Origin of the sequence: Bradyrhizobium sp. AUGA SZCCT0158, from assembly GCF_018130065.1 — a bacterium.
In the GTDB taxonomy this organism is placed as follows: Bacteria; Pseudomonadota; Alphaproteobacteria; order Rhizobiales; family Xanthobacteraceae; genus Bradyrhizobium.
Map to the genome: position 1 here is coordinate 1 of NZ_JAFCME010000049.1, position 26,217 is coordinate 26,217.

Consider the following 26,217-nt stretch of genomic DNA (forward strand, 5'->3'; position numbering starts at 1 on the left):
GAAGGGCGTCGGCCGTCGTCACGGACGTTGGACGGGTTGCGGTGGACGCTGGTTTACGCCTCGACGACGGCGTGGATAAGCGTACGGCAAAACCGTGTGGTCCTGGCACCCGTTGCAGGTGTCAAGCTGTCGGGTAGGCGAGAGCTGAACGGCAGCGACGGAGTCAACCAAGAACTCGTCTCCGGGGAGAGCACGGCATAAGCCGTAAAGCCATTGCGCAGGGAAGGCCGGGTGTTCTCCGCTGCCCTGTATGCTCGTGTGCAGCCTACTTAGTGCAAACCGCACACGTGACCGCGGGTGCAGCGCGCACCCGGTCTTCCCTGCGCCCTCACTATGAGAGGGCGGGAAGTTTCCAGCATAACTCGGGCGCAATGCGTCGCGAGAACGCGAAGTGTGTGTCACACCCACAATTGTCGTCCCCGCGAAGGCGGGGACCCAGTATTCCAGAGACCGCAATGATTGAACCGAGAAGCCGCGGCGTACTGGATCCCCGCCTGCGCGGGGATGACAGCGTTGTTGGGGGCCGCACTGTTCCCGTCATTGCGAGCGCAGCGAAGCAATCCATGCATCCGTTATGCCGCGACGTGGATTGCTTCGCTTCGCTCGCAATGACGAGGTAGGCCACGGGGTACTGGATACCCCGCACGCGCGGGGTATGACGGCCGTGTGTGGAAGCCCGACACTAGGAAACACCCCCATCTCCTGCTCTTATCAGTATCCCAGACACTCCGGCGAAAAGGTCCCCCCGATGACGACGCGACGCGAACACGATCTCCTGGGCGACCGAGATGTTCCGGCGGAGGCCTATTACGGCGTCCACACCTTGCGGGCGGTGGAGAACTTCCCGATCAGCGGCACCCCGATCTCGATCTATCCGGATCTCATCGCGGCCTTGGCATCGATCAAGATCGCTGCAGCGAAGAGCAACCGCGAACTCGGGTTGCTCGATGCCAAACTCGCCGACGCCATCGTCGCCGCCGCGGAGGAGGTGCGATCGGGTGAATTGCACGACCAGTTCGTGGTCGACGTCATTCAGGGCGGCGCCGGCACGTCCACCAACATGAACGCCAACGAGGTGATCGCGAACCGCGCTTTGGAGCTGCTCGGCCGACAAAAGGGCGATTACAAATTCCTGCACCCCAACGAGCACGTCAACATGAGCCAGAGCACCAACGACGTCTATCCGACGGCGCTCAAGCTCGCGGCTTACGGCGGCATCATGCGGCTGGTCGAAGCGATGGCGGTGCTGCGCGGGGCGTTCGAGCGCAAGTCCGACGAGTTCAGGGACATCATCAAGATGGGTCGCACCCAGTTGCAGGACGCCGTGCCGATGACGCTGGGGCAGGAATTTTCCACCTATGCCGTCATGCTGGGGGAAGACGAGCAGCGGCTCAGGGAAGCCGTGCTGCTGGTGTGTGAAATCAACATGGGCGCGACCGCGATCGGCACCGGCATCAACTCGCACCCGGACTATGCCGGCCTGGTGTGCCGACAGCTGCGGTCGATCACCGGCATTCCGGTGGTGACCGCGTCGAACCTGGTCGAGGCGACGCAGGATTGCGGCAGCTTCGTTCAACTCTCCGGCGTGCTCAAGCGCGTCGCCGTCAAGCTGTCGAAGACCTGCAACGATCTGCGGCTGTTGTCGTCAGGACCGCGTGTCGGGTTGAACGAGATCAACCTGCCGCCGATGCAGGCGGGCTCGAGCATCATGCCGGGCAAGGTCAATCCTGTGATTCCCGAGGTCGTCAACCAGATCGCCTTCGAGGTGATCGGGAACGACATTACGGTGAGTTTTGCGGCCGAGGGCGGCCAGTTGCAGCTCAATGCGTTCGAGCCGATCATCGCGCACAGTCTGTTCAAGAGCGTCAATCATCTGCGCACCGGCTGCCTGACGCTGGCCGAGAAATGCGTCAACGGCATCACCGCCAACCGTGAGCACCTGCGCCGCGGCGTCGAAAACTCGATCGGCATCGTCACCGCGCTCAATCCCTATATCGGCTACGCCAACGCCACCGAGATCGCGCAGCAGGCGCTGGTCACGGGCGAAAGCGTCTACGATCTGGTGCTGGCCAGGAAACTGCTCACGCCGGAGCAACTCGACCAGATTCTGCAGCCGGAAGTGCTGACCCGGCCACGCGCGATTACGGTGACGCTGGTACAGGGCAAGGCCGAGGTCGGGACCGCAGGGCCGAGTCAGATCGACTGATCGTGCATGCCATGTGGATTCGATCATCATTGCATGTGTGCGGCGCGAAGTGCCCGTACTTCCACGGAAAAATCGCCCGATCAGGCCATTTCAACCTGTTCCGCGAATAATTTGTGAACCACTTGGGGCGAATTCACTTGGCCTTTAACGCCTAACTCGTTCCATCGGCGCACAAAAGGCGAAGGCAACGTCTTGCAAGGTGAATTCCGTGGCAATAGCGGAAGCGGGCAAACCGGTGTGGAAGTCGCTCTGGTCGCGCGAACCCGACGAAGCAGGTGACGCTTCCGGCTGGGCATGGACACAGTCGCATCACCGGATGACGATTTCGGTCATTCTGCTGGCGCTGAGCTTCTCCGCGGTCTGCGGCTGGGTGCTGCTGGAGGCGCGGCGGGCGACCGAGGTGCGTGCCACCGAGGTCGCCACCAGCCTCGCCAATTCGCTCAAGGCCGATATCGCCCGCAATGTGGATCTGCTCAATCTCTCGCTCGAGGGGCTGATGAGCAATTTGAAGTTGCCCGGTCTCGATCGTCTCAGTCCGGAAATGCGCCAGCTGGTGCTGTTCGATTATTCCGCCACCGCGCGTCATCCCACATCGATGTTCGTCGTCGATGACACCGGACGGATCACCCACGATTCCAAGAATCTGATCCCGCCGGGACACAACATGTCCGACCGGGATTATTTCCAGTTTCACAGAGACAATGATTTTCCCGGCCTGTACGTCAGCCGTCCGATCGCGTCCCGTGTCACCGGCCTCTCGCTGGTGGCGTTCAGCCGGCGGCTGTCGCGTCCGGACGGCTCCTTTGCCGGCGTCGTGCTCACAGCCATGCTGCAGGACCATTTCCAGGCGATGTTCAAGGATGCTTCGCTCGGCCCCAACGGCACGGTGACATTGGCGCGCACCGACGGCATCGTGCTGATGCGCTGGCCGTTCCGCCAGGATTTCATCGGCAGCAGCATCAAGCGCGCCGAACTGTTCAACCACTTCCCGAAGGCTCCCAGCGGCCACTACGAATCGCGGGCGGTATCGGACGGGATCAAACGGCTGTTCGTCTATACCCAGGTCGGCAATCTGCCGCTGATCGTCGTGGTCGGCCAATCGCTCGACGATGTTCTTGCGGCGTGGTGGCGGCAGGCGATCGCGATCGGCGTCCTGATGGCCGTGCTGTGCGCCGTGACAGTGATGCTGGCCGCCTTCCTGCATCGCGAATTCGCGCGCCGCAGCGCCGCGGAAAAGAAGCTCACTATCCTGGCCACGATCGACGGGCTCACCGGTCTTGCCAACCGCCGCCATTTCAACCGCGCGCTGGCCTATGAATGGCGCCGCGCGATGCGCGGCAGCGCGCCGGTCGCGCTCTTGATGATCGATGCCGACCATTTCAAGGTCTACAACGACGCGCATGGCCATCAGGCCGGCGACAGATTGCTGCAGGACATTGCCGCGTCGATCGCGGCGAATGTGAAGCGCCCTTCGGATATGGGCGCGCGCTATGGCGGCGACGAATTCGCCGTTCTGCTGCCGGACACGTCGCTCGGCGATGCGGCGGCGCTGGCGGCGCGGATTCGCGAGGATCTGATCGTCCGCTGCGGCGCGGACGAGATTCAGCGCGGCCATGCGAAATTGAGCATCGGTGTCGCATCCCTGGTGCCCAGCGCGGAAACCAGGCATCGCGATCTCATCGCCGCCGCGGACAAGGCGCTCTATGAGGCCAAACGGCTCGGCCGCAATCGCACCGAACTGGCGGAAACCGACGCGGGCTCGATTGCGCCCGATGCCGGCGCACATTTGAATGAAGCGAGCGGGTCGGGTCGAGAGCGATCTTCCGCCGTCGCCCGGATCGAACGATCCTACAGCAGCCCGCGGTAAATCCCCGGCTCCGAACCTTCGATGGCCACCGCGCCGACCGCCTTCGAGTAAAACTCCGCCGGCCCGACGCCGCCGATGATGGCGTAGCCAAAGCCTTGTTGCCGCATGTCCTCGAGGCAGGCGAACAGCAGGGCTTTCCCGACCCCGCCCTGCCGGGCCTTCGGATCGACGCCGGTCGGACCGAAAAAATTGGGACAGGTCGCATCATGGCAGGCGAAGCCGATGATGTTTTTGTCCCGGACCGCGATGAAGCAGGAGACCGGCTGGCGGCCGAACGCGACATCGGTTTCGCTGGCCCATGCCTCGCTGAAATTCTGCCGCACCCAGCCTGTGACCTTGTGCTTTTCGGGGGCCAACGCACGGCGCATGACGATTCCGGCGTTGCGCAATCGATCATACGCAGGCCGGGAATCCGGCAGCGCATAGAGCTTGACGAGCATGTCCATCGGGTGGCCCTGGGTGATTCCTGACCGAGGTGGCAGTCCTGACAGACGGTACGAGGCGTTCGCTTCGCTGCGCAAGAGGCTACGCTGGGCAGTCTTCGCCGCTGCGCAGGATGGATTTGCGTCTGGCCGCGCCAGGCGAAGCCGCGTAGCGGCGAAGACTGGTGCCCCTGGCCGGAATCGAACCAGCACTCCTTGCGGAACTCGATTTTGAGTCGAGCGCGTCTACCAGTTCCGCCACAGGGGCCCTCGGGCGTCGGCCAGAAGGCCGGTGCCGCGAAGCCGGCGGAATATAGCGGGCGGTTTCGGCGGGTCAACCCGCGCGGATGTGATTGTCCCGCGCCTCGACAGCGCCACTTCAGAGGGATAGGACGTTGTTATCGTTGGAGAACGCCCGTGACGCTTCATGCCACCGCAAATCCGTCACATGCCGGGCTTGGCGCCAATACGGCTACGATAGCCGCGCTGGCGATCGCGGCCATCGCAGCGGCGACCTTGGCGGGCGCCTGGTTCTTCGAACTGGTGCTCGATATCCGCCCCTGTCCGCTCTGCCTCGAACAGCGCTATGCCTATTATCTGGCGGTCCCGCTCGCCCTTCTGGTCGCTTTCGTGGCCTCGCGGGACGCGCCGCGGCCGGTGCTGCTGGCCGGCCTCGCGCTGCTGGCGCTGGCGGCGCTGGCGAACGCCTGGTTCGGCGGCTACCACGCCGGCGTCGAATGGAAGTTCTGGCAGGGCCCGACCGATTGCTCGGGCCCGCTCGTCGATCTCGGCAGCGCCGGCACGCTGCTCGAGCGCCTCGACACCGTGAAGGTGATCCGTTGCGACGAGGTGCAGTGGCGCTTCCTCGGCCTCTCGCTCGCCGGCTACAATGTGCTGATCTCGCTGGCGATGGCCGCGATCGCGGCGTGGGGCCTGAAGTCCGTCAAGCGAGCCTAATCGTCCACATCATCCTGCGGCCGTCCGAACAGATGGACGATGCCCGGCGTCGTGATGGAGACGAACACGAAGCGCGACAGATGATGCGCACCGACGAAAATCGGGTCGATGTGCAGCGTCAGGGCCAGCGCCAGCATGGCGTCCATCGCGCCCGGCGCAAAGGCCACCAGCACGTCGGCCAGCCGCACATGGGTGGTCAGCGCGATGATGGCGACGAAGATCGCCGAGATCACGATCGCGACCGCAAACGAACCCAGCCCCGCATTGACATGGCTGAGCAGCGTCGACCGTTTCACCCGCGCAAAGCGCGTGCCGATCACCGCTCCGATGCCGACCAGCGCCACGCCGCGCATCCAGGGCGGCAGCCCGCCCTCGATCATGTCGGTGCCGTGCAGCACGCTCGAGGCGATCATCGCGCCGAACATCCAGCTCGCCGGAAATTTCATCAGCAGCAACAGCAGCGCGACCGCGACCGCAGCCGCGATCAATACGGCCAGTTCGAACGGCGAGGCGATGATGGCGGCGATGTTCGGCGGCGCCGATGGCGCGATCCCGGTCAATGCCAGCAGCAGCGGCAGGGCGGCGGTGAGGATGATCACGCGCATGGTCTGAACCACGGCGATGCCAGCGACGTCGGCGCCCTTCTCGGCGGCGAGGATGGTGATTTGCGATAGCGCGCCGGGGCTTCCGGCCAGCAAGGCCGAGGTCTGGTCCCAGCCGTGGAAGCGCTGCAGATAGAAGCTGCTGCCGAAGGTCGAGCAGAAGGTGGCGAGCGCGAGCAGGCCGATGGTCAGCGGATAGGAGCTCATGTGCTGGATCAGCTGCCGCGACACCAGCGAGCCAAGCGTGATCCCGAGCAGCAGCAGCACGCTTTGCGTCAGGATCGGCGGCATCGCGAGCGGCCGTCCGCAGATCGCGGCGATGCCGACCGCGAACATCGCGCCGGAGATCAGTCCACCGGGCAGGTTTGCCCAAAGAAACAGCAAGCCGCCAGCGGCGCCGAGGACGATTGTCTCGATCGTGGAGAGAATCCTGGCGCGGTCAGGAATCGCAGACGTCATCGATGCGGGGATCAGGCTCACGCCGCCTTATGGCAAATCCCGCATTGGGGGACAAATGCGCCACGCGATTGCTGCAATGCGTGCGTCAGCCATCTTCGGCCCTGGTGCGGGCGGTCCATGCGCGGGCAAGCAACGGGCGCCCGCGCGGGTCCGCGGGCGCCCAGCAACACCATCAAACATGCAGATGCGAAGTAGTCCTTGCCTTGAAGCGGCAGGGGCAGGTGATCACTTCGCTCCCGCCGCCTTCTTCTTGTCGGCGAATTCCTTCTTGCAAGCGGAACGGAATTTCTTGCGTTCCTTGCCCTTGAGCCCCTTCTCGTCGGCCTGCTTGGAGCATTCGAGGGAGCCTGGGGTACGCGGCTTCGCGGCAGTCTTCTTTTCGGCCGGTGCCTTGGTCTCGGTCTTCGGCGCCTCGGTCTTTGCAGTCGGCGCGGCGGTTTGCGCCGATGCCGCGCCCATCAGCAGGAGCGAAGCAATCGCGGTCGCGGTGACAAGGGAAGAGATCTTCATGGGGCACCTCGGATTGGAAACAAGGGCGCGACCGTCGCGCCGTGATGCTGAACGCCAAGTGAATGGACCGGACAATCCGCGTCTTTGACAGCCACATTATTTTGAACGGAAAATCGCGGCTTTCGTTGCCGCAAGCTTTGGTTGCGTTAGGATGGCGGTGCAGGTCAAAACCCCTGAATGATTGCACGATAACTGCACAAGGACGACCTGCCCAAGTTGGATGGCCCAAGCTAAATTGCCCTAGTTAAACTGCCCCAAGGGAGCCTTAGGATGACCAATCAAGCAAAAATACTCTGCGCAATGGCGGTGTCGGGTTTTGCGGCGTTCATGGTGACGTCGCCGGCCCAGGCCCTCACCGCGCAGGAATGCAGCGCGAAATACCAGGCCGCCAAGACCGCCGGCACGCTCGGCGGCCAGAAATGGAATGACTTCCGCAAGGCGCAATGCGGTGCCGATGCCACCGCTGCGGCGCCAGCGGCCGCGCCGGCCGCAGCACCCGCTGCCGCGCCCAAGGAAGCCAAGGCCAAGAAGGAAGCCGCGCCCGCCAAGGAAGCCGCGGCGCCGGCGGTGCCATCGGGACCTGCGGTGTATCCGAACGCTGTCGATCCGAAATACGCCAAGGAAACCGCCGGCAAGCAGCGCATGCACACCTGCCTTGATCAGTACAACGCCAACAAGACCACCAACGGCAATGGTGGCCTGAAGTGGATCCAGAAGGGCGGCGGCTATTACAGCGAATGCAGCAAAAAGCTGAAACCCACGGCCTGAGAAAAGGCTGAGCGTTTTAAGGCGCGGCCGGTCCTCGGCCGCGCCTAACCTTCATCCTCGAGCAACTTCTCGGCTGACTTTGCGATCAGCTGCGCGCGCTTGCGCGGGCCGCGTTCGAGGAACAGCAAGCTCTGGCCGAAGATGAAGCAATAGAACAGGAATGCCTGCGCTTCGGCTTCCTCCGCCGCCAGCCCCGCCGCGCGATAGAGCTGCCCGACATTTTGCAGCCGCGCGGCATCGACGCTGGCGACTGCTGCGGCCGCGGCCTCATCGGATCGCGCCCATTGCCGGATCGCAAGCTCCACCGCCATGCCCTCGGTGTTCATCCGTTCTGAGTAAAGCGCAACCAGCGCCCGCAAGCGTTCGCGCGCGGTGGCGCCATCGAGGCTGGTCTGCCTTTCGATCGCGGCGATGCGCCCGGTGCTCCAGTTCTGCAGCATGCCGTCCAGCAGCGCCGCGCGATCCTTGAAGCGGCGATAGAAACCGCCCTTGGTGACGCCAAGATTCTTCGCCAGCACCTCGACCCGCACGCCCTCGACGCCGGTGCGCGCGATTTCCGCCATGCCGGCCTCGATCCAGGTCCTGTCCTTACAGGTCGCGTCCTTGCGGTTCTCGTTCTTGCCGTCGGTCATTGATTCCAGCCTCACCGATTCTTGATACGGTACCGTATTGCTAACCTGTTCACGCCCTGATACGCTACCGTATCAAAATCGACAACCGGCCAGAAACGATGAGCGGGAGCGAGACGATGGAGACGGACGCGACCTATCGCGGCACGGTCTATCCGTGGCAATGCGATCATGTCGGGCACATGAACATCATGTGGTATGTCGGCAAGTTCGACGAGGCGAACTGGAATATGTTCGCAAGGCTCGGGCTGACGCCGTCCTATTTGCGCGAATCCGGCCGCGGCATGGCCGGCGTGCAGCAGAACATCAGCTACAAGCGCGAACTATTCGCCGGCGACATCGTCGAAGTCAAAAGCCGGCTCTTGGAAATCCGCGACAAGTCGATCCGCTTCCTGCACGAGATGCGCAACGCCGAAACCGGTGAGATATCAGCGACCTGTGAAATCACCGCCGTGCACCTCGACCGGCAGGCCCACAAATCGATGCCGTTCGCGCCTGAGATCCGCAATACCGCGCTGAAGCATCTCGACCCGACCGAGGCGGTACCGGCATGAGCGGCATGGCGCGTTTCGAGCCGACGAATCCGGATTATCGCGAGATCGCAACCGATACGTTCGAGCGCCAGCACGCAATGCGTACGCTGGGCATCTCGATCGCGCGGCTGGAGCCGGGCGACGTCGAACTCGCGATGGCCTATTCGAGCGACTTCACCCAGCAGAACGGTTTCGTGCATGCGGGTATCATCACGGCCGGGCTCGACAGTGCCTGCGGCATCGCCGCCTTCACGCTGATGCCCATTGGCTCCGACATCCTCACCGTGGAATTCAAGACCAACCTGCTGGCGCCGGCGCGCGGCCAGCGCTTTGCGTTCCGCGCCACGGTCGTCAAGCCGGGCCGTACGCTCACAGTATGCGAGGGGCGTGCCTATGCGGAGCACGACGGCATCGAGACTCTGATCGCAACCATGACGGGTACGCTGATGGCGCTGCCGCGCCGCGCCAGCGCACCATTGTAGGACAAGGCGCTCGCGCCCGCCTGACGTCGGACATTGCTCGGAGCATGGTGCGTACGCTGAACGCCTGTTGCAGGGCAGATTTGTGCTGCAGCCATGGCGGATCATAGAAATTCCTTCTATGGTCCGACCGTGCACATGAGTCTTCCATCTTGATCATCTCCACGGCGCAAAGCGTGTTGGGACTGGCGTCGGGGATGCTGGTCGGGTTTTCGCTCGGCCTGGTCGGCGGCGGCGGTTCGATCCTGGCGGTGCCGCTGATGGTCTATGTGGTCGGCGTGCCCGAACCGCATGTCGCGATCGGCACCAGCGCCATCGCGGTCGCCGCCAACGCCGCGGTCAATCTGTCCAACCATGCGCGCGGCGGCACGGTGGTGTGGTCCTGCGCGCTGACATTTGCTGTCGCGGGCATGGCCGGCGCCTTCGGCGGCTCGATCCTCGGCAAGATGGTCGATGGCCAGAAACTGCTGGCGCTGTTCGCGCTGGTCATGATCGTGATCGCGCTGCTGATGCTGAAGACGCGGTCGCGGATCGGGTTGCCGGATGTCAAGATGTCGATGTCCAACATGCCGGCTATTGTCGGCCTTGGCCTCGCGACCGGGACGCTATCGGGTTTCTTCGGCATTGGCGGCGGATTCCTGATCGTGCCGGCGTTGATGCTGGCGACGGGGATGCCGATCATGAACGCGGTCAGTTCCTCCCTGGTCGCCGTCACCGCGTTCGGCTTGACCACCGCTGCGAGCTATGCCTGGTCCGGCTTCATCTCCTGGGCGCTGGCGGGGTTGTTCGTCGCAGGCGGTATTACCGGCGGCTTGGCCGGCACCCGCTCCGCCCGTCACCTCGCCGAGCGACGCGGCGCCCTCAACATTGTGTTCGCCGTGGTCATTATTGCGGTGGCGCTCTATATGCTGGCGCGTAACATATCCTCATCCTGGGCGTAGACAGGGGTGAGGCCGTCGCGAGAGCAGCAATGAACCAGCACAACAAACCAGCCGCAACCAATCCGGGACCCAGCCGGCGCGAAGCGATCGGCCTGATGGGCGCCGGCGCAACCCTGCTCGGCACCGCGACGATGCCGCGCACGGCGTTGGCGCATGATGACGACGCGGTGCTGACCGAAGCGCTGGTGCTGCGCGATCCGGATATTCCCGCGGCCGGCAACCCCGATGGCGACATCAGCATCGTCGAATGGTTCGACTATAATTGTCCCTATTGCCGCAAGATCGCGCCGGAGATCGCGCAGGTGGTGCAGGACGACGGCAAGGTCCGCCTGGTGCTGAAGGACTGGCCGATCCTCGGCGAAGTTTCCAAGATCACCGCGCGGATGGCGCTGGCGGCCAAATATCAGGACAAGTTCATGCAGGCGCACGAGGCGATGATCGGCGTCAGTTCGCGGTTGACCGAGGCGCGCGCCCGCGAGCTGGTCGCCGAAAAGGGCATCGACATGGATCGCCTCAACCGCGACCTCACCACCAACGCCAAGGCGATCGACGCCATCCTCGCGCGCAACCACGCCCAGGCGGAAGCCTTCGGCTTCCGTGGCACGCCGTCCTTTATCGTCGGCAAGTTCCGCGTGCCCGGCATCCTGACCATGGCGGAGTTCGAAATGGTCATCAAGGATGCGCGGAAAGCCAAAGGCGCCAACTAATCGCGTCAAAGGAAAGGGCGCCCTCGTCGGTGACGAGGACGCCCAATTTCGTTCGAATAAGCTCGCGTGATTACTTCGACGCGATCCTGGTCCACTCCTCGTGGGCGCGCGTCTTCAGCGCCTTCCAGTCGGTCGCGGCCACGTCCCAGTTGACGATGGTGCGGTTGTTCTGTGCGACCTGACCGTTCGCCACACTCGATGTGTTCATCGAATCATAGACGTAGACGCCGCAAACCAGCAGCAGCGCGCCCAGGATCATTCCAAGAAACGTTCGCATGACATCCTCCGGTGATGCGCAAACAACGCTGCGTGTGGCGGAAAGTTCCGTAGCGAACTTATTTGCCGATCCGGCTCACGCGTTCCACAAGGAAATCGACGAATAGTCGCGCCCGGACCGGCAATTGCCGGCCAAAGGCGTGCACAACGTGCATCGGAACCGACGGCATCGCGACGTCTGGCAGTATTTCGATCAACCGACCGACAGCAAAATCGTCCTCGACGGCGAAGCGGAGCACCTGCGCGATGCCGGCGCCGTGAAGGGCTGCGTGATACAGCGTAATGCCGTCGTCTGAATCAAGCGCGCCTTCCGGCGTGATGGTGGTGCCATCGGCGAAAGCAAACGGATAGGGCTTTCCGGCGAGCAGATAGCGCAGACAAGCATGCTGGCGCAGATCTGCGACGCTGCGGGGCACGCCGCGCGCGGCCACGTAACCGGGCGAGGCGATCATCACCAAGGCAAGATCGGCCAGCTTGCGCGCCGTCAAATCGGCATCGGCGAGATCGCCGACGCGCAACGCGACATCAAAACCTTCCCGGATCAGATCGGCGTGGCGATCGCTGACGCTGAGTTCGAGTTTGACGTTGGGATGCCGCGCCAGGAAGGCTTGCGACCATTCACCGACCAGCGTTCGCCCGACAAACACCGGCGCGGTCACGCGCAACAGGCCGCGCGCGCTGTCGGCCATCTGCACGACATCCTCGGCGTCCTCGATCGCGCGGAGCAGCGGCGCGACGCGTTCGTAATAGGCCGCGCCCTCGGTGGTGAGGCTCAGCGTCCGCGTCGATCGCTGCAGCAGCCGGACGCCGAGCCGGCGTTCCAGCCGCGCCACGCTCTTCGAAACGGCCGATGCGCTGGAGCCGATCGCGCGGCTGGCGTTCGAGAAGGAGCCGGAATCCACGGTTCGCACGAACGCGACCAGACCGGCGGTTTTCTCCAGAATTGTCGTCATTTCCGAACTCCAGGCACAAATCCTAGGAATGATGCCATCCTAATAAGCCGTTCAGTCCGAAGTAGATAGCCGGTCACAAGACGCCGGCAACTGGGCCGGCCCATCAGGAGAATTCAAATGAGTGACCTCAAGGGCAAAGTGGCAATCGTCACGGGAGCTTCGAAAGGCATCGGTGCCGGCATCGCCAAGGGTTTGGCCGCGGCGGGCGCCGCCGTCGTGGTGAACTACGCGTCGAGCCGCGAAGGCGCCGATCGCGTCGTAGCAAGCATCACGGCCAAGGGAGGCAAGGCGATTGCGGTGCAGGGCGACGTCGCTGATGCCGCCGACGTGAAGCGTTTGTTCGAACAGTCCAAGGCTTCGTTCGGCAGGCTTGATGTGTTGGTGAACAACGCCGGCGTCTACCAGTTCGAGCCGCTCGAGAACGTGACCGAGAAGGAGTTTCACCGCGAGTTCGACACCAACGTGCTGGGAACGCTGCTGACCATCCAGCATGCGCTGAAATATTTCGGCCCGCAGGGCGGCAGCATCATCAACATCTCGTCGATCGCGAGCCTCAATCCGACGCCGGATTCGGTGGTCTATTCCGCCACCAAGAGCGCGGTCGATTCGATCACGCGCAGCCTGGCGAAAGAGTTCGGCGCGCGACAAATTCGCGTTAATGCCATCGCGCCGGGAGCCACGGCATCCGAAGGGCTCGAAAGCGCCGGACTGCTCGGAGGCGAGGTGGAAAAGCAGGTCATCGGCATGACGCCGCTCGGCCGCTTCGGCCAGCCCGAAGACATCGCGAAGGTTGCAGTGTTCCTCGCGTCGGATGATTCGGCGTGGCTGACAGGTGAGCGCATCTCGGCGTCCGGCGGCTGGCGCTAAGCCGCGACGCGCGGGGTTTCGCCGCGTCACGCGATGCGGCGAAACCCTGAGCTGATGCTACGATCTCACCTTCGCAGGGACGGACGGCGCTGGTGCTGCAGCCGGTGCTGTCGTCACGAGATTAAGGGACTTCAACTCATCCGGCTTGAACACGAACAGCTTGTCGTGCGGCGTTTCCATCGCATGGACCCAGGCCTGCAGGTTGATGCCCATCTCGGCGAGATAGCGCTGGCAGAGCGCCGAGATTTTCTGTGCCATGCTCATCTCGTCGCGTGGCGGGCTATTGGCCGCGGCCGCGATCGCCGCCACCTGATGCACGCCGATCACGGCCTTGTCGCCGGCGCGCCGCTCGGCGCCGCCGGCGAACATCAGCGGGCACGACGAGGCGCAGTATTTCCCGGCCTCGATTTCGGTTGCCAGGTTCTTTTCGCGGATCAGGCGTCCCATCGCCAGTGCATCGACGACCGAACCTCCCGGTGAATTCAGGACCACAGTCTTGATATAGTCGCCGCGCTTGCCGATTTCGGCGGCAAAAGCTTGTGAAATTCCAGGCGTGATCGTGCCGTTTGCGATCAACCTGCCGCCGCCGACCAGCTCAAAAGTCATCGGCTTTGCCAGCGCGCCTTCCGGCTGTGGCAACGGCGTCAGGCGATTGTCGCCGCCGGGCAAAAGCGGAGCCAGGATGGACGGGAGGACGCTGGGAAGATCCAGCGTGGGAGCGTCCCGCTTGATCTCGGCCGGCAATGCCGCGGGATCGGGCGGAGCGATCCAGCCATTGGCACCGGCGAGATCGGCAGCGAGCGCAGCCACGATGACCGTAACCAGGCCGCGAAAAATCCAGCGCAGCATGGTCTCGTCCGCGCGGTCCGAGAGCCAATGGTGAAAGCGTTCCGAAATGGTCGACATGACAGCGCTACTTGGGATGCCGCGCCGACGACAGCGACGTCACGTTCTCTTCTGCCGGCGCAGGCTCCGATGGCGGCTCAGGGATGTCCTTTGTTTCGTTCGGCACGGTTCGGCGGGCCTCTTCGACCTCCCGCGCCATTTGCAGGGCCGCGACCAGTTCGCCCGCGGTCATGTCGGACCCACTCATCGCCGGCAGGCCTTCACGCCGGATCGCGGCATGAACCACGCAGAGGATCAGCACCAGCACCGCCGGCATCAGGTCAATCGAGATCGCTCCGGCCCAGCTCGGGATGAAATCGCTGGCATAGCGCAGCACGGCTTCCGCCGGGGTGAGCGACTGAAAGCGGGCCGGCTCGACCCGCGGCATCGCCAAAATCTTGTCGGCGGCGTCGGAGAGCGAGGTGGCTTGTGCCGCGATCGAACTTTCCACCTTTCCGACAACGGCGGTTTGCCGTTCCGCGAGATCGCCGCTGCGGCCACCGGCTGCCGGTGCAATGAACCCTGACGACAGCGACGTCGCGGCCCGTTTCACCGCCGGCGCCACCGACGTTTGCTGCAGGTTGGCGATCACGCCCATCAGGGCGAGCGATTCCGATGCAAAGGCGTCGCTGCGTGCCGAGATCGGACCGCGGTCGGAAATCAGCTCGCGCATTTTGGCGAGATTCTTGCCGCCTTGCTCGTACAGCGCCGAGACACGCTTGCCGGAAGCCTGAACTTCCTGCCCCAGACCGTCGAGCTGCCCCGACATCTGGGTCAGCAGCTGCACCACGGTGCCTGAACCTGCGGTGCCGGTCAGCGAGCCGGCGCGCTCGGCATCGGCCAGTTTGGCGAAGCGGGAAGAGGCGAGCTGGATATCGGGCAAAAGCCCCTGCGCCGCGATCGCGTTGGTGTTGGCGGTATCGAGATCGCGGGTGTAGTTCTGCACGGTAATGGCGAGGTGCTGCTGGACCGCGGCGGCGCCGGCGAGTGCCGACGCATTCAGCCAGGACGACATCGCCACGATCATCAAGGATCCCAGCAGCATGCAGCCGAACATCAGCCCGCGGCCGCCGCGGCCGGTGACATGCGGCATGAACTGCATCAGGAAAATCCAGAAGGCGTAGATGCCGACCGACACCGCGACGGAATAAATGACCGCCGCGAAGAACACGGTCGTCGGACTGCCGTTGAGCAGTTCGCGAACGCCGAGATAGGTGTAGACGCCGGCCGCGAGCGCGAGGATCGCGGTCGTCAACTTCAGCGTTGCCTCAAGGCGGCTGACCCCCTTGGAGAGCACGACGGATGTAGAGAGGGGTGAACGCGAGATTGATGCGGGGGAAATCGTGGAGGGCATGAAGATCCTGTCGCGGTTCCAATACCGCGCTGACGAGGCCCCCCTCGTTGGCTAAGTCCTTCACTTTTGACGATAAATTCAGACGAGATTATGTCTCTTTGTCACGGGAACCGGCCCGGCCCGTGCGGTCAACTCCCGCGCAGCCACGCCAGCATTGGCGCGTTGATCTCGCGCGGATAGGTGTGGCTGAGATCGTCGATCTCGCGGTAGGTCACGTTGGCGCCTGCCGCCGACAGCAATTGCCGGGTGTGCCGCGCCACCTGCACCGGAAACATCCAGTCGAGCTTGCCATGCACGAGGTGGATCGGCAGGCCACGCAGTCTCTCCGCATCCGCCATTTCAGCCATCAGCGGATGGAACGTCGCCGAGACCGGCGCGAGATGCGTGAACGGCGAGGCGCTTTCGAGCCCGCTGACATAGCAGAAGGTGCCGCCGTCGCTCATGCCGGTCAGCAGCATTTTTGTCGCGTCGATATTCCAGCGCGAACGCACCTGTTCGAGAATGCGCATCAGGTTCGGCGTGTCGGTGTCTTCGCCCATCAGCGCCCAGGTGGTTTTGCTATCTGAAGCATTTCCTGTCGCCGTCGGCGCGATCAGGATGGCGCCGTGGCTGCGCGCGTCGCGCAGCCAGCTCCACAGAAAACCGCGGCCATTGCCGCTGCCGCCATGCAGCGCCATCACCAGCGGCCAGGCACGATCAGGCGTATAATATTCCGGCACATAGAGCGAGAAGCCACCGCGGCTGCCGGGTTCGTTATGGTCGTGGAAGATGCCGGTGTTTTCATTGGCGGGTTGCGCCAGCCGTGCGGCGAGATCGGCATCCTCGCGCAACGAAGGTTCGACAAAGAACTCGCTGACCGGCGGCAATTTCGCGACCAGCGCATAGAGCGCCTCCTGCGCGCGCGGCGAATGGCGCAGCGAGCGAAACACGCTGACCAGATCGCCATTGCCGTTCTGCACCTCGCGCAGGCCGTCGAAGGCGGCGAGCGCCGCGTCGCTGGCGGCCTCGAGCGCGGTCTTGATATCGCCGAATTCCGCGGGCCACTGCGAAAGCCGCGGGCGCACCGCGCGCAGCGCCTCGTCCGGCGTGCCGGCAGCTTCCATCACGCGACCGAAATCCGGCGGGTTCAGATGGCGCGCGACAAAGCCGAGCGCTTCGAGCGATTGCAAGAGCGGCGGCAGCACGGCCACGATGTCGTCCACCACGGCCTCGCTCATCGCGCATTCCCTGCATATTGGAGCTTTTGTTAGCGCAGCGTTCTCAGTGCAGTCTTCTTAGTGAAGCCTTCTCAGTGAAGTCTTGCTCAGTGCAGTCTCGGCGCCTTCAGCAGCTTGGCGCGTTCGACCGAGGTCAGCACCACGTCGAAAGTGACGCCCTCATGATAGACCGTGAGCGGCACGTCGACGCCGGCAGGCCCCAGCGACCAGAGTTTTCGGTAGAAGCCGGTCTGGCTGGTGATCTTGTCGCCATTGATCGCGAGGATGACATCGCCGGTCTTGATTTCGGCGCGCGCCGCGGGACCCTTGCCGGCGACGCCGACCACCACGATGCGGTTGTCGATCTCGGTCGAAAACATCCCGAGCCATGGCCGCGCCGGCTTGTTGACGCGGCCGAACTTGCGTAAGTCGTCGAGCACCGGCTTCAACAGGTCGATCGGCACGATCATGTTGACGTGTTCGGCCTTGCCCTCGCGCTCGCGTTCGAGCTGCAGCGAGCCGATGCCGATCAGCTCGCCCCGGCCGGAGATCAGCCCGGTGCCGCCCCAGTTCGGATGCGCGGGGTGGGTGAAGATCGCTTCATCCAAGAGATATTCCCAATAGCCGGCGAATTCCTGCTTGGCCGCGATCTGGCTCGCGACCGATCGCGTGCGGCCGCCGGCGCCGCCGAGCACGACGCGGTCGCCGACCCTTGTAATGGCGGAAGAGCCGAGCGGCAGCGGCTCGATGTCGAGACGCCCGAGCGCCTGCACCAGGCCGAAGCCGGATTCGAAGTCGAAGCCGAGCGGATGGCCCTGCATCACGCGGCCGTCGCCCAGATGCAGCCACACGGTCTCGGCCTCGGTGATGAGATAGCCGATGGTCAGCACCAGGCCGTCGTCGATCAGCACGCCATTGCCGGCGCGCTCGGTGCCGAGCGTCTCCGCGCTGAAGGCGTCGGCGGGGATAATCGAATGCAGCCCGACCACCGAGGCCAGTGCGCGGTCGAGATCAAAACTGTAATCGCCCGGGCGCGGCTGGTTGGCCGGCGGCACTTTCCATTCGGTCAAAGAGGGCATGAAGGGTCTCCCATACGGTTGCGCGCAGCTAACCAACGCCGCGCAACCCGAATAGATCATGGTCCTGTCAGCGGCAGCCTTTGCCGGATTATATCAGCGAAACGGCCGCGGATCGAGATCGCGGATCGAACGCGGTTTGCGATCCGTGCATCGATGGAACGCGCGTCAGCTGCGCCATTCCCGATAATCGCGCTTGACTTTGTCGGCCGCAACCGCTGCGGCGGCGTTCAGCCAGCCGTGCGGGCGTTTCGCAAGGTCGGCCTGCAGCGCCTTGACCGGCACCGCACCTGCTGCGTGGACCGACGCCACTTCCAGCCCCATGGCCTCCAGCAACTTGAGGTGCAATTTCTTCCCCACGGCGTCACCCAACTCGATCTTGCGGGAATCGGCGGCGATGCGCCGAAAGATGAATTGATGGCGCACGTCGAGAAACGGATCCGGCGCGCGATAGCGGCTGTTGGCCAGCGCCAGGAAATTCGACTTGCTGGGTTTCTTGCCGGATTTCTTGCCGGATGTTTGGCCGTTGGCATATGTCCACGCCGAGGGCACCAGCGCCTTGGCCTCGCGCAATACCTGCCCGCCGCGCCAGTCGCCGACCGCGACGTAACGCGGCCGCCCCAGGCTGCCGCCACCCTTGCGGAGCAGGCGGCACAATCGGATGCTCTTCCTGTCCACGCCGTCAGGCAGGCTTTCGATCAGCGCTTTGGCGATTGCGGGCGGCGGCTTGTAATCCGGGTAGTCGGCAACTTCCTTCCAAAACTCCTTCAGTCTGTCTTCCTCAGGCTCGGCATAGGGCCGCAACCAGCTTTGTCCTTCGAACAGCAGCGCCGGCCGCGGGTTCTCGAGGCCGTCGCGATAGCCCTGGAGCACGGCGCTAGCGGCGTGCTTGGGGTCGACCGCCGGATTCGGCGCAAGCTGGATGCTGGCCGCAAGCCGGACCAGATCGAGCACGTAGGGCATGACGGCGGCTTCGTCGAAATCGTTGACGCCCCAGACCAGACGGCCGTCCGCATCGCGCCAGGTCCCGAAATTCTCCAGATGCAGATCGCCGACCGAAAGCAATTGCGGCGCATCCATCAGTTCCGGACACCAGTCGCCGATTTTTCTGGCCCAGCGGAAATAGGTCGCCCGCAGAAAGATGAAGGGGTTCTTCTTCATCCGCTTGTGCTTGTAGGCGATATCCTTTTTGACGACGTCGCACTGCGTGGCGAGCCAGGTCTCGTAGGCCTTGTTATCCGTGCGGAAAGACATGTCATATTCCCATGCGGTGCGGCCGATCGAAAGCCGTCACGTCAGCCGGAATATCTTACCTCAGGATGTGTCGGTTGAAATGTCGCTGAAAGCGAGAGTTGGCTTTTTAGGAGCTTCGGCCGGTTGTCTCCAATCCGTTTTGGACCGCGCGCGGGACGGCATGATAGATCCGGAACAAACGGACGTCCCTGAGCCGGCCCGGGAGTCCTCCCGGATCGTAACTACGAACCGGTTTGCTGGCAGCTTTCGTGCTAAAAGCGTATCGTTTACTGGTTGCGGAAGAACGAATCATGAGCGGCGATAAGAATTTCGATCGGTCAACTCTGGAGCATGCCCTTGCCGAACTTGGCCGAGAGCATTTGCGGCCGGTCGCACCGTCGAGATCGCGATATATGGCGGATCCGCCCTCCTGCTCACCTTGAACAGACAGATCAACACCGGCGACGTCGATGCGGTATTCGAGGGAAACAAAGACTTCATCAAAAAGCTCGCGGCGGAGATTGCCGAGGAATTTGGGTGGGATGAAAACTGGTTGAACGACGGTGTGAAGGGATGGCTCAGCAGCAGAGACGCCGACCCTGATGTCAAGGCCTTGTTCAAGACCTATCCAGCGGAGGATCAGCCAAGTCTACGCGTATACCCGGCGAAACCGGAATTTGCCATGAAGTGCCGAGCGATGCGCGTCGGGGGTGTCGAGACGAACTCGGACATCGACGACATCAAGCTTCTCGCTCGCGCAATAGGTATCAAAAGCAGCCAGGATGCCCTGACGTTGGTCGAAAAATTTTACCCGCAGAACATGCTTCAACCCAAAACGCGGTTGGGACTCGAGGAGATTTTTTCAAACCTGGACATTGACCACGGCAATGGTCAGACCACTGATTCGTCGCGCCTGCCATGAATCTGTTCCGCAAAAAACCAGGATCGTTGGGCGAGGTGGTCCGTCGGGTGAAAGCCGGCGAACAGAAGTTTGACCCGTCGCTTCGCGAGTTTCTCGATTCGTTTTATACGAACACTGAGTCGCGCCAGCGAGCGATCGAAGAGCGGCCGGCTTCCATTGACGCCGTGCACGACGCCTACGTGGCTGCAGTCGCCGAGCATCTTGCACGCGTTTACGGGCTGCCGATACCAGAGTGGAGCGAGACCCATGGTAACGGGCTTCGTGAACCATTCTTCGCTGGTGGTTTGCAATCTCTCAAGGGGGTGCTGCTTGCCGAAAGTCCGACAGCCTTTCGGCGGCGCCTCCTGTTTGTAAGCAAGGACGCGCTGTCGAGGCCAAGAATGTAGTTTATCCCGGCCCTTTCCTCACTCCGCCCTGGCCCGCGCCCGCGCGGGCAATATCCGGAACGCGCGATTCTCCTTCAGCCAGGCGGCGCGCTCGTCGCGCAGCAGGGTGCGGCGGACCTTGCCGGAATCATCGCGCAGGCCGACATCGACCACTTCAAAACTTTCCGGGTGCTTGTAGCGGCTGAGCAGGTCGGAGAGGAAATCGCCCATGCCGTCGGCGACCGATTGCGCGTCGGTGTCGGGCCCAAGTTCCAGGATTGCGTGCACGCGCTGGCCGAATTCCGGATCGGGCAGGCCGACCGCGACACAGGAGCGAACTAACGGATGGGCTGATACCGCAGCCTCGATTTCGGCCGGGTAGATGTTGGCGCCGCCGCGCAGGATCATGTCGGCGAGCCGGTCGCCGAGATAGAGATAGCCGTCGGCGTCCAGTCTTCCGATGTCGCCGAGCGATTCCCAGCCGTCGGCGCGGCGTTTTGGTTCGGCGCCGAGATAATGATAGCTGCTGCCGGCGCCGTCATTGGGCAGGAAATAGATTTCACCGGTCTCGCCGGTCGGGACCTCGTTGCCGTCCTCGCCGATGATGCGCAGGCGGGAAGTCTCGGCGATCTTGCCGACCGATCCCCTGTGTTCGAGCCATTCGACGCCCGAAATGATACATGCGCCCTGTGCTTCGGTGCCGCCATAGAGCTCATAGATGCGCTCGGGCCCGAGCCATTCGATCCATTTTTCCTTCAGCCATGGCGGCATCGGCGCCGCCATGTGAAACACGATTTGCAGGCTCGACAGATCGTAGCGGCTCCGCACCTCATCGGGCAGCGCCCAGATCCGGTGCATCATGGTCGGCACGAAATTGACCCACTGCACCCGGCTCGCTTCGATCAGGCGCAGGCATTCCTCGGCGTCGAACTTGACGAGGCCGGTGACGCGCCCGCCATGGAACAGCGCGGTGTGCGAAACAATGAAGGGCGCGTTGTGGTAGAGCGGCCCGGGGTTGAGCAGGGAAGCGCCGATCGGCATGCCGAGCGCGGCGGGGCCTGCGGTATCGATCACGGCGGGCCGGTGGTCGAGGATCACCTTCGGCCGGCCGGTCGAGCCGCCAGAGGTCATCGCCTTCCAGTAGCGCGCCACCGGGTTGTCGATCGGATCTCCGGAAAAGCCGTCCGGCATGAAATCAATCGGTAGCGCGTTGGGCGCATTCCAGTCCGGCTGACCGCCGACGACAAGCGAAGGCTTGAGAATGTCCAGCACCGCAGCCGCCTCGCCGCGCGGCAACCGCCAGGTCAGCGAGGTCGGCGTCGCGCCGCATTTCCACACCGCAAACGTGGTCTCGAAAAATGCGTTGCTGTTGGGCAGGCCGATGGCGACGAAATCGCCCGGCTTGACGCCCTTGGCCGCAAAGGCGCGGGCACGGGCGTTGGCATTGCGCTCCAGCTGCTCCCAGCTCAGTGTCTCGGCGCCATGGCTGATCGCGATCGTGTCTTTAGGTTTGCGCTCGGCATACCAGCGCGGCACGTCGGCAAGGGGGATCAGCATTGGGCGTTTCCATGGCGGGGCGTCTTGATGCCGCTCTTGTGTTTCGTATCAGGCGGCATACGGCCACCGCTGGCACTTCGCCAACAGGAGACATTGTCACTCAAGACGGGCGCGGCGTCCATATTGCCAACCCCGATCGCGAGCGTTCACCTCATTGCGCGGCTCGGGCGCCTGACCGCCGACGACTTCCGTTCCCGGACATTGTCGGGGTCCACCGTCATGTCTCAAAAGTGCTACCTGCCGATATCGCAATGGGCTCGGGCACCGATAAGTTTCCGTCATGTGCCGCGTACCGGAAGGCGTGTGCCGTGCGCCGGAATTGGAACCACCCGTTCCGCATTACTACGGTGGTACGCATGCGCATTTTGTTGTTGCGTCCGTCGCATTTGCATCTAACTCTTTGCGATGCGGCGAGCAGAAATCCATATCGCGGCCGATGGTTAGAAGTTTTGTTGTTGGGAGCAAATTTGTTGTCGAGCGTAAAGGCGTACCAGGGTGAGTTTGATCTCGGAGCAAGATCGCCGTTTCGCGACACTCCAAATGAAGACACTCCAAATGAAGAAGGCCGCGAATGTCTGATCGCGGGCTCCCTTCAGTGAAGCCTCTGGGCGGAACTGGTAACCACCTTCTTGCAGCGCTGCCGCCGTCGGACCTCGATCTGCTGGGGCCTGTGCTGGAGACGGTCGCGCTCGATCCGGACGCGGTCATTTCGCGAGCGGGTGACCCGATCGAGCATGTGCTTTTCCCTCATAGCGGCGCCATCTCGCTGATGATCGACATGGCGGACGGGCAGACGGTCGCCACCGCCGCGGTCGGGCGCGAGGGGGCAATAGGCATTCTTTCAGTGCTCGGGCCGTCGCCTTCGGCCGTTACCGCGGTCGTTCGTGCGGCGGGCATCGCCTCGCGGATTCCCGCATCGCGCTTTCACGCCGCTTTCAACCGGAGTCCGGCGATCCGGCACCTGGTCCAGAATCACGCCAGGGCGATGCTGGTACAGTTCCAACTCGGCTCGGCCTGCAATGCGCTGCACCCGGTCGAAGCCCGCATGGCCCGCTGGCTGCTGCAATTTCGCGACCGCATCGACCACGACGTGCTCCCGCTCACCCAACAGGCGTTGTCGCAAATCCTTGGTGTGCGACGAACGACGGTGACGCTCCTGGTGGGTAAACTGCGCGCTTCCGGAGCGATCAGGTCCGATCAACGAGGCCGGATCGAGATCGACCGATCGCGGCTCGCGGCCGCATCGTGCGAATGCCACGACACCATGCGTGTCGAAGTCGAAGAAATCTTTTCGTCGAACACGGCCCGATCACGCGCGGCGGTTCCTTCCGCTGCTGTGCGCATCCCGGAAATTGAATCGGGCGATGTCGTGTGAGCGCGACCGCCGACCTATCCGCGCTGCGACTGGCCGTTGTGTCGTTTCTTCCCGTTGTGTCGTTTCTTCGCCTCGAGCTTGGCGAGCTCGCGCAGCACCTTCGCCGTCTGGCGCAGCTCGTTGCGTGCGGGGCCCGGCTTCAGCCGTCGTGCTTCTTCAAGAAAATCCTTGGCCTGCAGCAGCCAGGTCGACGTTTCAGTTGAGATTTCCATGCGCGCCATGGTGTCCCCCATTGCGCAGCGACGGTCAGGCGCTGGAGCCCGCGCCGAGACGCCGCGTCCGGATGCTCGGCTCGTGAACCCAGGCTTCCCGCGCGAACCAGTCGTGATAGGTGCGGCAGATCGGGCAATGAGTGCGCGAGAAGAACACCGCGCTGCGTCCAAAGCTCTCGCGATCGATCTTGATGCCGGTGGGGATCGCGCGTCCGCTTTGCGGACATTTCACCATAACCATACCCATGTGTCCCTCCCTTGAAATGGTACTTGCTGTCTTTGCAGCAAAGTACCGGCCGGTTGGATTTGCGCCTCTTGTCGGTGCGGTGACTTGGGGGGCATAGCGCACCTGTGCATTTGTCTGATCGAGCATGGGGTGGGCATACTCGTTGCGGGGCTTACTCCAACCGGCCGGATCCCTCCTGAACGAATCCTCTGTGTAAATTGGGCGCCGCTTTTTTAGCTGGCTTTGTGCAGAATCTTGGCGAAGTGATCCCTGATCGGCTCACCCGTTTCCGTCGCAAGCTTCTGGGCAAGGGCCAGTAATTCCTTGTTCTGGCCGGATGCGGCGTCGAAGGTCTTGCGCGCCTGCGACGCGGACAAGGTAAAGACTTCCGAAACTGACTTGCTGCCCAGCAGATTGACGAAGAAATCGATCGCGGAGGCAGCATTGGCGTTTGAGATTTCGAGCACCTTGAGGCCGTAGTCTGTCGTGCTTCTGGCATTGCTCGAATAGCTCTCGCGCAGCGCTTCCGTCATCGCCTCTGACGCGACCTTCATCTTCTCGCAACCTTCCCGCGCGCGGGCAAAACCCTGCTCGGCCAGCTCGAAGCTCACGCCCGGCAACGCGATCTTCGGGAGTTCCAACAGTGGCATCCCGAATACATTGGTTCCGTTCGGTGCAACTTTCGTTTCGCTTTCACTCACTGCGGCATCACCTTTCTCAAGCGAAAGCCATTTCCCGAGACGCTCGCTTGCGTCACGAGAGCTCACGCTCCGTGTTCGATCTGTTTTTTGATGAGCTTTGATCCAGCCCCGCACCCACTGTGCCCTGCGAAAACGGGGCGGTCGGTTCGATTTGCGACTCTCGGTTAAAATTTTTTCGACGATGTCAATTCACACCATCGTATATAGCTATGGTTAACGGGGAAGACGTTGTGAATAACTGGACATTGCCAGGCGCGGGCTTTCGTTCGTTTCCGACGCTGCCTTGGGCGGCCGCGCTGACCAGGGGTAACCCAATAGGGCGAGTCTCAGGGACATGCCCCGGGCGGTAAAATTGCTGCCGATCGGCATGCACGCAGTATCGGCGCGGAGACCGAGATGCGCGAACCGACCGAGCAATCGCATTCAAAAAATGGAGCTGATCATGAGCAGGATGGCACTGGTGATTGCATTCGTGCTGGCGTTGATTGGACCAGCGTCGGCACAGAAGGCGGAGATCGAGGCGGCAAACGCTAAATGGATTGAATTCTTCAACAAGGCCGATTTCGCCGCGATCGCGTCATTCTACACCGCTGATGCCATCGCACTTCCGCCTGGTTCTGCGATGGTCCAGGGCCGAGCCGCGATCGAGGCAATGTGGAAAAGCATGGCCGAAAAAGTTGGCGATCCGAAACTCACCGTCCTGGACGTCAAGCCGCTCGGCCCCTCTGCGGCGCGCGAGATCGGGAATTTCAGCCTGAAGACCAAGGGCCCGACGCCGCAGGAACTGAGCGGAAAATATGTTGTGGTTTGGGAAAAGGTCGGAAATGACTGGAAGATGGCGACCGATATCTGGAACGATGGCAAATAGGCTCTTCGCGGCTGTTGGCTGCTGATCACAACACCACGCTCGTGATGCTTGGCTCGCCGCTGCAACCATGTTGGTCAGATCATCCTGGCCCGCATCGGTAACGCCGACGCTTCAGGTCCGATTGCCGCTCGGATATGGCTCGGCAATCCAGGTCCGAAAGTGCCAGACGCGGAACGCTAACTTATTCTTCGTTTGGTCAGGATCTGCGCCCGCACGTGCGCGTCGTCGGCGACCCTGACCACGTAGGGCTTCTCAAGTTTGCGCTCTACATCAAACTCGGAGCGTCCAGTGTAGTTGATGTGCCGGCCGTAAGTGTGCAGCGACATCGAAATGTCTTTTCCAACGTTCCGGACGCTATGTATGTGTTCTGGATAACAGCGGGCCGTGTCACCAGCGGTCACCCGTGTTCACCGCTGCGTTTCAGGTCGGCATAGCCGGGCTTACCACCGTCATCGCGCCGGTCATAGTTGATCTCTTGTTCCTGGCCTTCGATGCCGACCACCACGGCCCAGGTTTTGTGGTTGTGCGGGTTGGTGCCTCGGTTCGGCAGCCACGATACCAGGAAAACGGCCAGATCGTGATTGGGCTCTTCATGGAGCATGTGAACGCCGAAGCCTTGCTCGGCATCGCATTCACGATATTCGGGGCGGCGCAGTTCCGGCGATTTTGCAAATTTCCTGGCGAGCGGTACGACCAGGTCCGTGATTTCGACCGGATCAGAACGCTGAGCAGTAATCTCCCGCAGGTCGCGCACGTACTGGTCGAGGGTCATTGCATCTACCTCCAGGTTTTCAAGGCGTTGCAATCCGGACGAAATTTACGACGATCGCTGCGAAATTCAATGTCTGCTCCGGGTCCGAAAGCCGACATCGTCGCGCGGACGCCGTGTCTAGGGATACCTCTGTGTTGCCCGACGGGCAAATCAGTTCCGGTTTTCAGAAATCGTGTCAAGTAGAAAGTTTCTGTAAATCAAAAATATTTCTGTTGCCGGCCCACCCAAATCAGTGCGCATCTATCGCCATCCCGTCCTGGTCAGAAGGGCGTCGGCCGTCGTCACGGACGTTGGGCGGG

The 26,217-nt window shown here is 62.8% G+C and carries 29 protein-coding genes and 1 tRNA gene; 13 read left to right on the plus strand and 17 right to left on the minus strand.

Annotation, left to right across the window (positions count from 1 at the left end; translation table 11 throughout):
• Window positions 1-748: 748 nt before the first annotated feature.
• Entirely contained in the window at window positions 749-2,206 is a 1,458-nt protein-coding gene (gene aspA, locus JQ574_RS33945; protein WP_212209822.1) for an aspartate ammonia-lyase, read from the plus strand.
• A 208-nt stretch (window positions 2,207-2,414) separates the two neighbouring features.
• The gene (locus tag JQ574_RS35790) at window positions 2,415-4,073 is read left to right on the plus strand and encodes a sensor domain-containing diguanylate cyclase (protein ID WP_212209821.1); all 1,659 of its coding nucleotides are present in this window, start codon (window positions 2,415-2,417) and stop codon (window positions 4,071-4,073) included.
• Here the strand turns inward: JQ574_RS35790 and JQ574_RS33955 are convergent.
• Both JQ574_RS33955 and JQ574_RS33960 read right to left on the minus strand, forming a co-directional pair.
• On the minus strand, window positions 4,055-4,519 hold the full coding sequence (locus JQ574_RS33955) for a GNAT family N-acetyltransferase (RefSeq protein WP_212209820.1): 465 nt from the start codon (window positions 4,517-4,519) through the stop codon (window positions 4,055-4,057). The genes JQ574_RS35790 and JQ574_RS33955 overlap by 19 nt on opposite strands.
• 159 nt (window positions 4,520-4,678) lie before the next feature.
• Window positions 4,679-4,763, minus strand: a tRNA-Leu gene (locus JQ574_RS33960).
• A gap of 149 nt (window positions 4,764-4,912) precedes the next feature.
• On the opposite strand from JQ574_RS33960, the gene JQ574_RS33965 reads away from it, so the two are divergent.
• Complete coding sequence (locus tag JQ574_RS33965) at window positions 4,913-5,452, plus strand: disulfide bond formation protein B (RefSeq protein ID WP_212209819.1); 540 nt, start codon at window positions 4,913-4,915, stop codon at window positions 5,450-5,452.
• On the opposite strand, the gene JQ574_RS33970 is transcribed toward JQ574_RS33965, so the two are convergent.
• Both JQ574_RS33970 and JQ574_RS33975 read right to left on the minus strand, forming a co-directional pair.
• Window positions 5,449-6,534: an AbrB family transcriptional regulator gene (locus JQ574_RS33970; protein ID WP_409363414.1), complete on the minus strand. Its 1,086-nt coding sequence runs from the start codon at window positions 6,532-6,534 to the stop codon at window positions 5,449-5,451. The genes JQ574_RS33965 and JQ574_RS33970 overlap by 4 nt on opposite strands.
• A 204-nt stretch (window positions 6,535-6,738) precedes the next feature.
• The gene (locus JQ574_RS33975) at window positions 6,739-7,023 is read right to left on the minus strand and encodes a PsiF family protein (protein WP_212209817.1); all 285 of its coding nucleotides are present in this window, start codon (window positions 7,021-7,023) and stop codon (window positions 6,739-6,741) included.
• 270 nt (window positions 7,024-7,293) lie between these two features.
• Here JQ574_RS33975 and JQ574_RS33980 point away from each other — a divergent pair, with 270 nt between their 5' ends.
• Window positions 7,294-7,791, plus strand: a complete 498-nt coding sequence (locus JQ574_RS33980) for a hypothetical protein (protein WP_212209816.1) — start codon at window positions 7,294-7,296, stop codon at window positions 7,789-7,791.
• A 44-nt stretch (window positions 7,792-7,835) separates the two neighbouring features.
• Here JQ574_RS33980 and JQ574_RS33985 read toward each other — a convergent pair whose 3' ends face one another.
• The gene (locus JQ574_RS33985) at window positions 7,836-8,423 is read right to left on the minus strand and encodes a TetR/AcrR family transcriptional regulator (RefSeq protein WP_212209815.1); all 588 of its coding nucleotides are present in this window, start codon (window positions 8,421-8,423) and stop codon (window positions 7,836-7,838) included.
• 116 nt (window positions 8,424-8,539) lie between these two features.
• On the opposite strand from JQ574_RS33985, the gene JQ574_RS33990 reads away from it, so the two are divergent.
• The 4 genes from JQ574_RS33990 to JQ574_RS34005 all read left to right on the plus strand — a co-directional run bounded on the left by JQ574_RS33990 (window position 8,540) and on the right by JQ574_RS34005 (window position 11,080).
• Window positions 8,540-8,974, plus strand: coding sequence for a thioesterase family protein (locus tag JQ574_RS33990; protein WP_212209814.1), 435 nt, complete (start codon window positions 8,540-8,542; stop codon window positions 8,972-8,974).
• A 5-nt stretch (window positions 8,975-8,979) separates the two neighbouring features.
• A complete protein-coding gene (locus JQ574_RS33995; RefSeq protein WP_212209898.1) occupies window positions 8,980-9,435 on the plus strand; it encodes a PaaI family thioesterase in 456 nt (151 codons plus the stop codon).
• Between the two features lie 152 nt (window positions 9,436-9,587).
• Window positions 9,588-10,373, plus strand: coding sequence for a sulfite exporter TauE/SafE family protein (locus JQ574_RS34000; RefSeq protein WP_212209897.1), 786 nt, complete (start codon window positions 9,588-9,590; stop codon window positions 10,371-10,373).
• 29 nt (window positions 10,374-10,402) lie between these two features.
• Window positions 10,403-11,080, plus strand: a complete 678-nt coding sequence (locus JQ574_RS34005; protein ID WP_212209813.1) for a DsbA family protein — start codon at window positions 10,403-10,405, stop codon at window positions 11,078-11,080.
• Between the two features lie 70 nt (window positions 11,081-11,150).
• Here the strand turns inward: JQ574_RS34005 and JQ574_RS34010 are convergent, their stop codons facing one another.
• Both JQ574_RS34010 and JQ574_RS34015 read right to left on the minus strand, forming a co-directional pair.
• Window positions 11,151-11,357, minus strand: a complete 207-nt coding sequence (locus JQ574_RS34010) for a hypothetical protein (RefSeq protein WP_212209812.1) — start codon at window positions 11,355-11,357, stop codon at window positions 11,151-11,153.
• 58 nt (window positions 11,358-11,415) lie between these two features.
• Entirely contained in the window at window positions 11,416-12,309 is an 894-nt protein-coding gene (locus JQ574_RS34015; RefSeq protein WP_212209811.1) for a LysR family transcriptional regulator, read from the minus strand.
• A gap of 117 nt (window positions 12,310-12,426) precedes the next feature.
• Between JQ574_RS34015 and JQ574_RS34020 the strand changes: the two genes are divergently transcribed.
• Window positions 12,427-13,176, plus strand: a complete 750-nt coding sequence (locus JQ574_RS34020) for an SDR family NAD(P)-dependent oxidoreductase (protein ID WP_212209810.1) — start codon at window positions 12,427-12,429, stop codon at window positions 13,174-13,176.
• Between the two features lie 57 nt (window positions 13,177-13,233).
• Here JQ574_RS34020 and JQ574_RS34025 read toward each other — a convergent pair whose 3' ends face one another.
• The 5 genes from JQ574_RS34025 to JQ574_RS34045 all read right to left on the minus strand — a co-directional run bounded on the left by JQ574_RS34025 (window position 13,234) and on the right by JQ574_RS34045 (window position 18,941).
• Entirely contained in the window at window positions 13,234-14,082 is an 849-nt protein-coding gene (locus JQ574_RS34025; RefSeq protein ID WP_212209809.1) for a hypothetical protein, read from the minus strand.
• A 7-nt stretch (window positions 14,083-14,089) separates the two neighbouring features.
• On the minus strand, window positions 14,090-15,415 hold the full coding sequence (locus tag JQ574_RS34030; protein ID WP_212209808.1) for a hypothetical protein: 1,326 nt from the start codon (window positions 15,413-15,415) through the stop codon (window positions 14,090-14,092).
• 128 nt (window positions 15,416-15,543) lie between these two features.
• On the minus strand, window positions 15,544-16,632 hold the full coding sequence (locus JQ574_RS34035; protein WP_212209807.1) for a phospholipase: 1,089 nt from the start codon (window positions 16,630-16,632) through the stop codon (window positions 15,544-15,546).
• A gap of 86 nt (window positions 16,633-16,718) precedes the next feature.
• The gene (locus JQ574_RS34040; RefSeq protein WP_192738349.1) at window positions 16,719-17,690 is read right to left on the minus strand and encodes a S1C family serine protease; all 972 of its coding nucleotides are present in this window, start codon (window positions 17,688-17,690) and stop codon (window positions 16,719-16,721) included.
• A gap of 165 nt (window positions 17,691-17,855) precedes the next feature.
• On the minus strand, window positions 17,856-18,941 hold the full coding sequence (locus JQ574_RS34045) for a DUF2252 family protein (protein WP_212209806.1): 1,086 nt from the start codon (window positions 18,939-18,941) through the stop codon (window positions 17,856-17,858).
• A gap of 418 nt (window positions 18,942-19,359) precedes the next feature.
• On the opposite strand from JQ574_RS34045, the gene JQ574_RS34050 reads away from it, so the two are divergent.
• Window positions 19,360-19,842: a hypothetical protein gene (locus JQ574_RS34050; protein WP_212209805.1), complete on the plus strand. Its 483-nt coding sequence runs from the start codon at window positions 19,360-19,362 to the stop codon at window positions 19,840-19,842.
• A complete protein-coding gene (locus JQ574_RS34055; RefSeq protein ID WP_212209804.1) occupies window positions 19,839-20,228 on the plus strand; it encodes a hypothetical protein in 390 nt (129 codons plus the stop codon). Before JQ574_RS34050 ends, JQ574_RS34055 begins: the two co-directional genes overlap by 4 nt.
• Window positions 20,229-20,246: 18 nt before the next feature.
• On the opposite strand, the gene JQ574_RS34060 is transcribed toward JQ574_RS34055, so the two are convergent.
• The gene (locus JQ574_RS34060) at window positions 20,247-21,764 is read right to left on the minus strand and encodes an AMP-binding protein (protein ID WP_212209803.1); all 1,518 of its coding nucleotides are present in this window, start codon (window positions 21,762-21,764) and stop codon (window positions 20,247-20,249) included.
• Between the two features lie 571 nt (window positions 21,765-22,335).
• Between JQ574_RS34060 and JQ574_RS34065 the strand changes: the two genes are divergently transcribed.
• Window positions 22,336-23,139, plus strand: a complete 804-nt coding sequence (locus JQ574_RS34065; protein ID WP_212209802.1) for a Crp/Fnr family transcriptional regulator — start codon at window positions 22,336-22,338, stop codon at window positions 23,137-23,139.
• A gap of 14 nt (window positions 23,140-23,153) precedes the next feature.
• Here JQ574_RS34065 and JQ574_RS34070 read toward each other — a convergent pair whose 3' ends face one another.
• From JQ574_RS34070 to JQ574_RS35795, 3 genes are all read right to left on the minus strand, one after another.
• On the minus strand, window positions 23,154-23,360 hold the full coding sequence (locus JQ574_RS34070) for a hypothetical protein (protein ID WP_212209801.1): 207 nt from the start codon (window positions 23,358-23,360) through the stop codon (window positions 23,154-23,156).
• A gap of 25 nt (window positions 23,361-23,385) precedes the next feature.
• On the minus strand, window positions 23,386-23,598 hold the full coding sequence (locus tag JQ574_RS34075) for a hypothetical protein (RefSeq protein ID WP_212209800.1): 213 nt from the start codon (window positions 23,596-23,598) through the stop codon (window positions 23,386-23,388).
• A 212-nt stretch (window positions 23,599-23,810) separates the two neighbouring features.
• A complete protein-coding gene (locus JQ574_RS35795) occupies window positions 23,811-24,392 on the minus strand; it encodes a phasin family protein (RefSeq protein WP_312014737.1) in 582 nt (193 codons plus the stop codon).
• A gap of 238 nt (window positions 24,393-24,630) precedes the next feature.
• Between JQ574_RS35795 and JQ574_RS34085 the strand changes: the two genes are divergently transcribed.
• Window positions 24,631-25,146 (plus strand): DUF4440 domain-containing protein, encoded by a 516-nt coding sequence (locus JQ574_RS34085; protein WP_249119787.1) that lies wholly within the window; start codon window positions 24,631-24,633, stop codon window positions 25,144-25,146.
• Window positions 25,147-25,543: 397 nt separating this feature from the next.
• Here JQ574_RS34085 and JQ574_RS34090 read toward each other — a convergent pair whose 3' ends face one another.
• Window positions 25,544-25,918, minus strand: coding sequence for a hypothetical protein (locus JQ574_RS34090; RefSeq protein WP_212209799.1), 375 nt, complete (start codon window positions 25,916-25,918; stop codon window positions 25,544-25,546).
• Window positions 25,919-26,217 lie beyond the last annotated feature (299 nt).

Excerpts from the sequence above, each read along its gene's own strand:
- aspA (WP_212209822.1), top strand. The coding sequence starts at position 749 with ATGACGACGCGACGCGAACACGATCTCCTGGGCGACCGAGATGTTCCG.
- JQ574_RS33955 (WP_212209820.1), bottom strand. The coding sequence starts at position 4,519 with ATGGACATGCTCGTCAAGCTCTATGCGCTGCCGGATTCCCGGCCTGCG.
- JQ574_RS33975 (WP_212209817.1), bottom strand. The coding sequence starts at position 7,023 with ATGAAGATCTCTTCCCTTGTCACCGCGACCGCGATTGCTTCGCTCCTG.
- JQ574_RS33980 (WP_212209816.1), top strand. The coding sequence starts at position 7,294 with ATGACCAATCAAGCAAAAATACTCTGCGCAATGGCGGTGTCGGGTTTT.
- JQ574_RS33985 (WP_212209815.1), bottom strand. The coding sequence starts at position 8,423 with ATGACCGACGGCAAGAACGAGAACCGCAAGGACGCGACCTGTAAGGAC.
- JQ574_RS33990 (WP_212209814.1), top strand. The coding sequence starts at position 8,540 with ATGGAGACGGACGCGACCTATCGCGGCACGGTCTATCCGTGGCAATGC.
- JQ574_RS33995 (WP_212209898.1), top strand. The coding sequence starts at position 8,980 with ATGGCGCGTTTCGAGCCGACGAATCCGGATTATCGCGAGATCGCAACC.
- JQ574_RS34005 (WP_212209813.1), top strand. The coding sequence starts at position 10,403 with ATGAACCAGCACAACAAACCAGCCGCAACCAATCCGGGACCCAGCCGG.
- JQ574_RS34010 (WP_212209812.1), bottom strand. The coding sequence starts at position 11,357 with ATGCGAACGTTTCTTGGAATGATCCTGGGCGCGCTGCTGCTGGTTTGC.
- JQ574_RS34015 (WP_212209811.1), bottom strand. The coding sequence starts at position 12,309 with ATGACGACAATTCTGGAGAAAACCGCCGGTCTGGTCGCGTTCGTGCGA.
- JQ574_RS34020 (WP_212209810.1), top strand. The coding sequence starts at position 12,427 with ATGAGTGACCTCAAGGGCAAAGTGGCAATCGTCACGGGAGCTTCGAAA.
- JQ574_RS34025 (WP_212209809.1), bottom strand. The coding sequence starts at position 14,082 with ATGTCGACCATTTCGGAACGCTTTCACCATTGGCTCTCGGACCGCGCG.
- JQ574_RS34030 (WP_212209808.1), bottom strand. The coding sequence starts at position 15,415 with ATGCCCTCCACGATTTCCCCCGCATCAATCTCGCGTTCACCCCTCTCT.
- JQ574_RS34035 (WP_212209807.1), bottom strand. The coding sequence starts at position 16,632 with ATGAGCGAGGCCGTGGTGGACGACATCGTGGCCGTGCTGCCGCCGCTC.
- JQ574_RS34040 (WP_192738349.1), bottom strand. The coding sequence starts at position 17,690 with ATGCCCTCTTTGACCGAATGGAAAGTGCCGCCGGCCAACCAGCCGCGC.
- JQ574_RS34045 (WP_212209806.1), bottom strand. The coding sequence starts at position 18,941 with ATGTCTTTCCGCACGGATAACAAGGCCTACGAGACCTGGCTCGCCACG.
- JQ574_RS34055 (WP_212209804.1), top strand. The coding sequence starts at position 19,839 with ATGAATCTGTTCCGCAAAAAACCAGGATCGTTGGGCGAGGTGGTCCGT.
- JQ574_RS34060 (WP_212209803.1), bottom strand. The coding sequence starts at position 21,764 with ATGCTGATCCCCCTTGCCGACGTGCCGCGCTGGTATGCCGAGCGCAAA.
- JQ574_RS34065 (WP_212209802.1), top strand. The coding sequence starts at position 22,336 with ATGTCTGATCGCGGGCTCCCTTCAGTGAAGCCTCTGGGCGGAACTGGT.
- JQ574_RS34070 (WP_212209801.1), bottom strand. The coding sequence starts at position 23,360 with ATGGCGCGCATGGAAATCTCAACTGAAACGTCGACCTGGCTGCTGCAG.
- JQ574_RS34075 (WP_212209800.1), bottom strand. The coding sequence starts at position 23,598 with ATGGGTATGGTTATGGTGAAATGTCCGCAAAGCGGACGCGCGATCCCC.
- JQ574_RS34090 (WP_212209799.1), bottom strand. The coding sequence starts at position 25,918 with ATGACCCTCGACCAGTACGTGCGCGACCTGCGGGAGATTACTGCTCAG.